This is a genomic window from Candidatus Margulisiibacteriota bacterium (assembly GCA_031268855.1).
Classification (GTDB): domain Bacteria; phylum Margulisbacteria; class Termititenacia; order Termititenacales; family Termititenacaceae; genus Termititenax.
Genome location: JAIRWS010000071.1, coordinates 1 through 7,595, shown reverse-complemented (window position 1 = coordinate 7,595; position 7,595 = coordinate 1). Strand labels below are relative to the sequence as shown.

Here is a 7,595-nt window from a genome sequence, read left to right as displayed (position 1 = left end):
ATTCGACGGTTCGACTCCGCTCACCGTCCGAAGCTCGGCCACCAGACTTCGACAAGCTCCCTAACGGGCTTACAGTCAGGGAGCGGTGGACGGTGAGCCTGTATCCTTTGCGGATACGTAGCGTCTACGAACACTCCCACAGGCTCTCAGCGACCAATTTGGCGTAAGGTTTACAGAGGAAAAAGCGTATACTCGGTATCTACTATTTGGCGAAATTCCGTGGAGAGCGCACGATAATCCAGCACATCCACCCGGTAGGGCAGGCGGGATTCCTCAAATTCACAGCGCAGAGCGGACAGGCTCCCATCGTCAAAATCGCCGACCAGCGCCAGGTCTAAATCCGAATGATTTTTGTGTCCGCCTTTCTGCCGCGAGCCAAAAACCCTCACTTCGGCCTGCGGCACATGCCGACGCAAAATATCCTGAATGAGCCGTTTCTCATCCTCGCTTACCGCGATCACCGGCGTTTCTCCAGTCTTTCCAGCAAAGCCTGCGCATACGGCAAAAACTCCACTGCTTTTTGGTAAACAGCTTCCGCCGTTTTTATAGCGTATAGATGCGAAGTTTTGTTCCGCGCCTCGTGAAACTCCAGCCATTTCAAAACATCGTCAATCAATAAATTTTCCGCGCCGCGCCTAAAAAGCTCTACGCGTACTATTCCGGCGACAATATCCGGGCTGACATTGATTTCCAGCCAGCGTTTAAGCATTTTCCAGCACAATTCATAGGAAAACTCGAAAGCCTGTATCACGCCAGCACGCAAGGTTTCTTTTTCAGCTGGCTCTGCGGCGGGATTGGCTTCTATTTTTTGTGTTATCTCGATCGCCCGCTGCAAAGCAGCTACAGCTCTTTTTAATTCATTTAATTTTAATTCCATAGGTGAATTGAATTATATCATAAGCATAAGCTATCCCTAGCTTTCCCAGGGATCCAGCACATCGACATCCAGACCTTGAAAATCCCGCGCGTTACGGGTCACGAGGATCAGTCGATGCGCGCGCGCCGTCGCCGCCAGCAGGCTGTCCATAAAAGGCAATGTCCTGTGCTGCGCCGCGCAGAGAATACCCCATTCGGTCATTACCTCTGCGGTTATCGGCAATACTCTGTCTTTAAACCATTCCGTGACTTGCTGATTTAGCCAGAGAGTCAGGCTGAGTTTCTTTTTCTTGTCGGACAATCTTTTGATGCCATAGACAATTTCACCAACCGAAACCACACTGAGGCAGGTGTCCTCTTGCGGAGTTTTTTGCACAAAATCACGTACAGCCGGATCGCACTGCAACTTATACAATTCCGACACGACATTTGTATCAAACAAGTATTTCACGCCTTACTCCCCAAAATCTATTTTTCGCATAGTTCGGTCTTTGTTGCGGCGCAAATCCAGCTCCACGCCTCTAAAGGGTGAATTTTGCAAAAGCTCAAATAAGCTTTGTTTCGGCTTATTGGCGCTGACCAATTTTTCGTATTCGTTGTTGGACAACAGCACCGCCACATTTTTGCCGCGCAGAGAGATCTCCTGCGGCGCCGCGGCGGACGCTCTCACCAGCTCACTGAATTTTGCTTTGGCTTCCTGCAGCTGCCAGATTTTTAAATCCGCCATAATATCTCCTTTCTGACCAGTCAGACTAGTCATATTATACCACGCTAGCGCGGCTGGTCAAATCTGCGGTATACTTTTACCCGCTATGCTGAATATTTTTAAACTGCTGAAAAAATACCACGACACCCTGAGCAGCGGGCGCATCCGCCACATCGCCGCGGGCTTTGTGCTGGGCATGTTCCTGGGGCTGCTGCCCTTGAGCCTCAACAGCGTCATTATCGTCCTGCTGGTTTTCGCCCTGCGCAACGACCGGCAGACCGCTCTGTTAGCCACGCTGATTTTCGGCGCGCTGGGTTTCGCGCTGGACTGGCTGGCGCACCCGCTGGGTCTGGCCGTTTTACAGGCGGATTTTTTGCAGGGGCTGTGGACGCGCCTGTACAATCTGCCGTTCCTGCCGTTCACCGGATTTAACAACACGATCGTCATGGGCAATACTCTCCTCGGCCTCGTTCTGACCGTGCCGGCGGTTTTCCTGTGCAGATCTTTGACACTGAAATACCGCGGCAGCAAGCTGCAGGCCAAAGTCGAGGAATTTTTGCGGAACAAACTGGTGTCCGGTATCGCCGCGGGATTTAATCTTTTTAATCTGCGCAGCCTCTTTATAAGGAAGCCCTGATGCTGAACTGGAAAAAACTTCTGCCCGCTCTGGTGTTGCTTCTGGCCGTCATTTTCGGCTTTAACCCGCTGTTAAAATTTGGGCTGGAAAAAGCCGGCGCCGCGGCTTTTGGCGCAAAAACGGAGATCAGCGGTTTTCTGCTCAATCCGTTCAGCGGGCGGCTGGACATTCGGCGGATCCAGGCGGCGAATAAAAACGCGCCGTTTACCAATCTTTTTGAGGTGGGGGCGTTCCGGCTGGATTTGAGCGTGGAGCAGTTATTGTACAAACGGGTAAATATCGCGCAGGCAACTATCGATAATATTCGGCTGGGCACGCCGCGCCAAACCTCCGGCGCGCTGCCGCAAAAAAAGCAAAAAGTGGCGGCGGAAAAAAAGCCGCTCGATCTCAACAAGCTGGCCAAAGACCTGCAGCTCAATCCCGCGGCGGTACAGGAGGCCTTCCGGCTCACGCCACCTCAGATCGGAGCGGAAGCGTCCCGTGTGCAAAAAGAAAATGAAAAACTGCTGGCCGACGCGCAAAAACAAATTGCCGCTTATGACGTGTCCAAAGAACTGGCCGCGTTAAATCTGGATGAGCTGGGCAGTTTAAGTATTTCCAGTCCGGCCGATTTGCAGAAGCTGCAAAATCTTGTCGAGGAAAAACAGCGGGGCTTGCAGAAAATCATCGGCACGCTGGAGGCCAATAAAAAAGCCGGCGAGACGGCCCTGCGGGAAGCGCAAAAAAATCTGGCCTATCTCGATCAGACGCGCCAGACGGATCTTGCTAATCTAATGGCTTCTTTAAATCTGGACAATTATGATCTCGGCGCGCTGGGACAGGAGCTGCTCGGGCCGAAGATCGGCGGCTGGCTCGACCTGGGCCAGAATTATCTGGCGCTGGCGCAAAAGTACCTGCCGGCCAAAAAAGAAAAGACGCCCGCCCGGCCGGCCAAAGAAAGATTGCGGGGCACGACGGTGATTTTCCCGAACAATAAAACCCGGCCGCGTTTTTGGCTCGGCCGTCTGGGTTTGAGCGGCGTCAGCGGGCAGGACACGGCCAATGAATTAACTTACAGCGGCTACGTCAACGACATCGCCAGCGAACCGGACATTCTCGGCCGGCCGACGCTGCTCAAGATCAAAGGCGCGTTCACCAAACGCCCGCAGTCGCTGCTGGATATTGATATCACGCTCGACCACCGCGGCGAGAGCGGCGCCGCGGTGTCTAAATTTGTCCTGTCTGGTTATGACCTGACCGGCGCGCAATTCTGGGACACCGGCGTTATACCTCTGCAGATCACCGGCGGGCTGGGGCGACTGGAAGCGTCCGTTAATATTGTGGACGGGGAGCTGAGTGGCAAGCTGTCTTTTCTGGGGCGCGATCTGCAGTATGCCCGGCTGGCCGCGGACGGCCTGGCCAAACTCGCCGCGGAAGCCATTGCCAGCGCGCCGGAGCTGCGCGTCGACGTGCTGCTGGGCGGCAGTCTTGACGCGCCGGACATCCGTCTGACCACCAATCTCGACGCGCTCATCAAAGCCCGTTTGGACAAAGAGATCAGCGGACAGATAGAGAGCGCCAAAGCGCAGCTGCTGGCTGAGTACGACAAAGCGCTCGGCGGCGCACGGGACGAAGCCGCCAGCGTCGTGCAAAAACAGCAGGAAATCCTGCAAAACACTCTGGCCGCGCAACAGGCCGCGCTGGACAGCGAGAAAGCCAAAATTGAGGCCAGGCAAAAAGAATTGGAAGATCAGCTAAACAGCCAAACAGACCAGCTCAAAAAACAGGCGGAAGAGGCGTTGAAAAATGCTTTGCCGGGGCTGAAGTTTTAGCCGTCAAGCAGCGCTAAACAATCCTGATTAAATCCCTTGTTTAGCAATTCTGAACTTCTGTGCTCGCGTTAATTATAGCTGGACAAATTCTCTTTATGATAATCCTGCAAGGCCTTGACATCAAACTTGCCGTGAAGCATTGCTTCCAGTCCTTTGGCCACCATGATGGCCGCGGCGATAGTGGTGACGCACATGGTTTTGTAGCGCAACCCGGTCTGCCGGATATAATAATCATCCTGCCGCGCGCCTTTACCGGACGGCGTGTTGACGATCAGGCCGATCTCATGATTGGCTATCGCGTCAATAATATTGGGGTGCCCCTCGCGCACTTTGGCAATCACGCCGACTTCCACGCCGTTCTCGCGCAAAAAATCGCCTGTGCCTCTGGTGCAGATTATTTCAAACCCCAGCTCCTTATATTTGCGCGCCGCCCAGAGTAGTTTTTCCCCGCGGTACGGATCGTGCGCGGAAATAAAAACCTTCTGCCCGGGCTCCGGTAGTTTTTCCCCGGCGGCGATCTGCGACTTGGCGTAAGCCATGCCGAAATTTTCATCAATTCCCATGACCTCGCCGGTCGAGCGCATTTCCGGGCCGAGCAGCACATCCTGCCCCTGAAATTTGGCAAAGGGCAGCACCGCTTCTTTGATCGACCAGTATTTGGGTATAACTCTGGTTATACCCAGGTCTTTGATTTTCTGCCCGGCCATGACCAGCGCGCCGAGTTTGGCCCAGGGCACGCCGGTGGCTTTGCAAACAAAAGGCACGGTGCGTGAAGCGCGCGGATTTACTTCCAGCACATATACTTCATTGTTTTTGACCGCATACTGGATATTCATCAAGCCGATTACCTTTAGCTCCCGCGCCATGTCTCCGGTGTGTTTTTCGATAGTGTCCAGAATTTCCGGCGGCAGCGAAAAAGTCGGGATAACCGAAGCCGAATCGCCGGAATGAATGCCGGCCTCTTCCACATGCTCCATAACGCCGGCGATCAGGGTTTCGGCGCCGTCAGAAATAGCATCCACATCCACTTCTATGGCGTCTTCCAGAAACTTATCGATCAAGACCGGATGCTCCGGCGAGGCCTCAACGGCGGTTTTCATATAATGCCTCAGGCCTTCCTCGTCATAAACTATTTCCATCGCCCGGCCGCCCAGCACATAAGAGGGACGCACCATGACCGGATAGGAAATTTTATTGGCGGCTTTGATCGCGTCCTCTATGGACGTGGCGGCGCCGTTCGCTGGCTGCTTAATGCCCAGCCGGTCGATCAGGCGTCCGAATAATTTCCGGTTTTCCGCCACATCGATATTTTTGGGCGCGGTGCCGATAATTTTGGCGCCCGCCGCTTCCAGTTTCAGGGCAAGCTTCAGCGGCGTTTGCCCGCCGTACTGCACGATCACACCGTCCGGCTTCTCGCTGCGCACAATATTCAGCACATCATCATGCGTCAGCGGCTCGAAATAGAGCCGATCGGAAGTGTCGTAATCCGTGGACACCGTTTCGGGGTTGCTGTTGATCATAAGGGTTTCGTAGCCGGCCTGCCGCAGGGCAAAAGACGCGTGCACACAGCAATAATCAAACTCGATACCCTGACCGATACGATTTGGTCCGCCGCCTAAAATAGCGATCTTTTTATGGCCGGTCGGCGCGGACTCATCCTCCTGCTCGTAGGCCGAGTAGAGATACGGTGTCTGCGCCTCAAACTCCGCGCCGCAGGTGTCCACTTTTTTGTAGACCACGCCTTTGACGCCGCGCGCCTTATTCTCAGCGGCCAGCGACTCCGGCGTTTCCGCGGCAAGCTCCCGCAGCTGATTTAAAAACCATTTATCGATCCGCGACAGCTCTTGCGCGCGCGCGACCGTATAACCCCGCCGGAAAGCGTGCAGGAGATACCAGATACGCTCGCAGTTGGGCCGGCTCAATTTTTCCTCGATCTTTTCGTCCTGACATTTGACCGCGGAGATCTCCAGCGAACGCAGAGCTTTGCGCAGGGCCTCTTTAAAAGTCCGGCCGATAGCCATACATTCGCCGACAGATTTCATTTGCGTATTGAGCGTGTCATCGGCGTCGCGGAATTTTTCAAAAGCAAAGCGGGGGATTTTAGCCACGACATAATCGATCGTCGGCTCGAAAGACGCCGGCGTAACTCTGGTGATGTCGTTGGGTATTTCGTCGAGCGTATACCCCACGGCCAGCAGCGCGGCGATCTTGGCTATCGGGAAACCGGTGGCTTTGGAAGCCAGCGCGGAGGAGCGCGACACCCGCGGATTCATTTCAATAATGCAGATCCGGTCGGATTGGGGATCCAGGGCAAACTGCACATTGGAGCCGCCGGTCGACACGCCGATCTCGCGCATCACGGCAACAGCAGCATCGCGCAGGCGCTGGTATTCTTTATCAGTCAGCGTCTGCACCGGCGCGATCGTGATGGAGTCGCCGGTGTGTATGCCCATCGGGTCTAAATTTTCTATGGAACAAATTATCACCGTGTTGTCCTTGAGATCGCGCATGACCTCCAGTTCGATCTCTTTCCAGCCGATAATGGACTCCTCGAGCAGTACCTGATGCGTCGGCGAAAGGTCGAGGCCGTTGTTGACGATGCGCTCCAGGTCGGCGTCGTTGTAGGCAATGCCGCCGCCGGTGCCGCCCAGCGTAAAAGACGGCCGGATTATCGCCGGAAATCCGATAGTTTTAATGAATTCCCGCGCTTCTTCCAGCGAATAAACTTCTCTGGAGCACGGCATGTCAAGACCGATCTTCGTCATGGCGTCTTTGAATAATTTGCGGTCTTCGGCTTTACGGATCGCCTCAATGCCCGCGCCGATCAGCTCAACATTGTATTTTTCCAGCGCGCCCAGTTTCATCAGCTCCAGCGTGCAGTTGAGCGCGGTCTGTCCGCCGACGGTCGGCAGCAGGGCGTCGGGGCGTTCTTTTGCGATTATGTTCGCCACAATATCGGGGCGGATCGGTTCGATATACGTGCGGTCGGCAAATTCCGGGTCGGTCATGATCGTCGCCGGGTTGCTGTTGACCAGCACGATCTGATAGCCCTCTTTTTTGAGGGCTTTGCAGGCCTGTGTGCCGCTGTAATCAAATTCGCAGGCCTGTCCGATGACAATAGGCCCCGCGCCGATAATCATAATTTTTTTGAGGTCTGTGCGTTTAGGCATTTTCTCGCTCGTGTTTTTGGTCGAATTTATTAAGTTTACCATGTTTGCCGATAATTGGCGATTGTGGAAGGGAGATTTTCGTTGACCGCTTTTTACCTTTAGTTTCTTTCTATCTTGTTAATTACTTTTTGTTTTGTTATTATATATTCTCTATGCAGCGGGATCGCTTATTATACAAACTTGGAAAAATAGGCGCGGCGGGCGATTTGTTGTTTGGCCGGCCGCAGATTAAGGCCTTTCTAACCAAAGCGATGCCGTACAGCACTGTTTTGGATTTGGGCGCCGGGCAGGGAGAAGATTTATTATGTGCTCAGGAAGTATTTAAAATTTCGCCCCCCCCCCCCCCCCGGGGGGGGGCCCCCCCCACCCACAGAGATCATGAGTGGGTGGGGGAC

General features: G+C 54.2%; 8 protein-coding genes. 3 read left to right on the top strand and 5 right to left on the bottom strand.

Going from position 1 to position 7,595, the window contains the following annotated elements:
* Nucleotides 1-170: 170 nt before the first annotated feature.
* Genes LBJ25_04515 through LBJ25_04500 form a run of 4 tightly spaced genes read right to left on the bottom strand, consistent with a single transcriptional unit; the run spans nt 171 to nt 1,603 of the window.
* The gene (locus LBJ25_04515; GenBank protein ID MDR1453217.1) at nt 171-461 is read right to left on the bottom strand and encodes a nucleotidyltransferase domain-containing protein; all 291 of its coding nucleotides are present in this window, start codon (nt 459-461) and stop codon (nt 171-173) included.
* The gene (locus LBJ25_04510) at nt 458-877 is read right to left on the bottom strand and encodes a nucleotidyltransferase substrate binding protein (GenBank protein MDR1453216.1); all 420 of its coding nucleotides are present in this window, start codon (nt 875-877) and stop codon (nt 458-460) included. The genes LBJ25_04515 and LBJ25_04510 overlap by 4 nt, the downstream gene beginning before the upstream one ends.
* Nucleotides 878-913: 36 nt before the next feature.
* Nucleotides 914-1,327 carry a type II toxin-antitoxin system VapC family toxin gene (locus LBJ25_04505; protein ID MDR1453215.1) on the bottom strand — a complete coding sequence of 138 codons (414 nt, stop codon included), beginning with the start codon at nt 1,325-1,327 and terminating at the stop codon, nt 914-916.
* A gap of 3 nt (nt 1,328-1,330) precedes the next feature.
* Nucleotides 1,331-1,603 carry a type II toxin-antitoxin system prevent-host-death family antitoxin gene (locus LBJ25_04500; GenBank protein MDR1453214.1) on the bottom strand — a complete coding sequence of 91 codons (273 nt, stop codon included), beginning with the start codon at nt 1,601-1,603 and terminating at the stop codon, nt 1,331-1,333.
* Between the two features lie 85 nt (nt 1,604-1,688).
* On the opposite strand from LBJ25_04500, the gene LBJ25_04495 reads away from it, so the two are divergent.
* Together LBJ25_04495 and LBJ25_04490 are read left to right on the top strand one after the other, a co-directional pair.
* The gene (locus LBJ25_04495) at nt 1,689-2,219 is read left to right on the top strand and encodes a TIGR03546 family protein (protein ID MDR1453213.1); all 531 of its coding nucleotides are present in this window, start codon (nt 1,689-1,691) and stop codon (nt 2,217-2,219) included.
* A complete protein-coding gene (locus LBJ25_04490; protein MDR1453212.1) occupies nt 2,219-4,030 on the top strand; it encodes a TIGR03545 family protein in 1,812 nt (603 codons plus the stop codon). Before LBJ25_04495 ends, LBJ25_04490 begins: the two co-directional genes overlap by 1 nt.
* 68 nt (nt 4,031-4,098) lie before the next feature.
* Here LBJ25_04490 and carB read toward each other — a convergent pair whose 3' ends face one another.
* Nucleotides 4,099-7,200, bottom strand: a complete 3,102-nt coding sequence (gene carB / locus LBJ25_04485; protein MDR1453211.1) for a carbamoyl-phosphate synthase large subunit — start codon at nt 7,198-7,200, stop codon at nt 4,099-4,101.
* A 152-nt stretch (nt 7,201-7,352) separates the two neighbouring features.
* Here carB and LBJ25_04480 point away from each other — a divergent pair.
* A partial coding sequence (locus LBJ25_04480) for a hypothetical protein (protein MDR1453210.1) occupies nt 7,353-7,595 on the top strand: 243 nt, incomplete at its 3' end.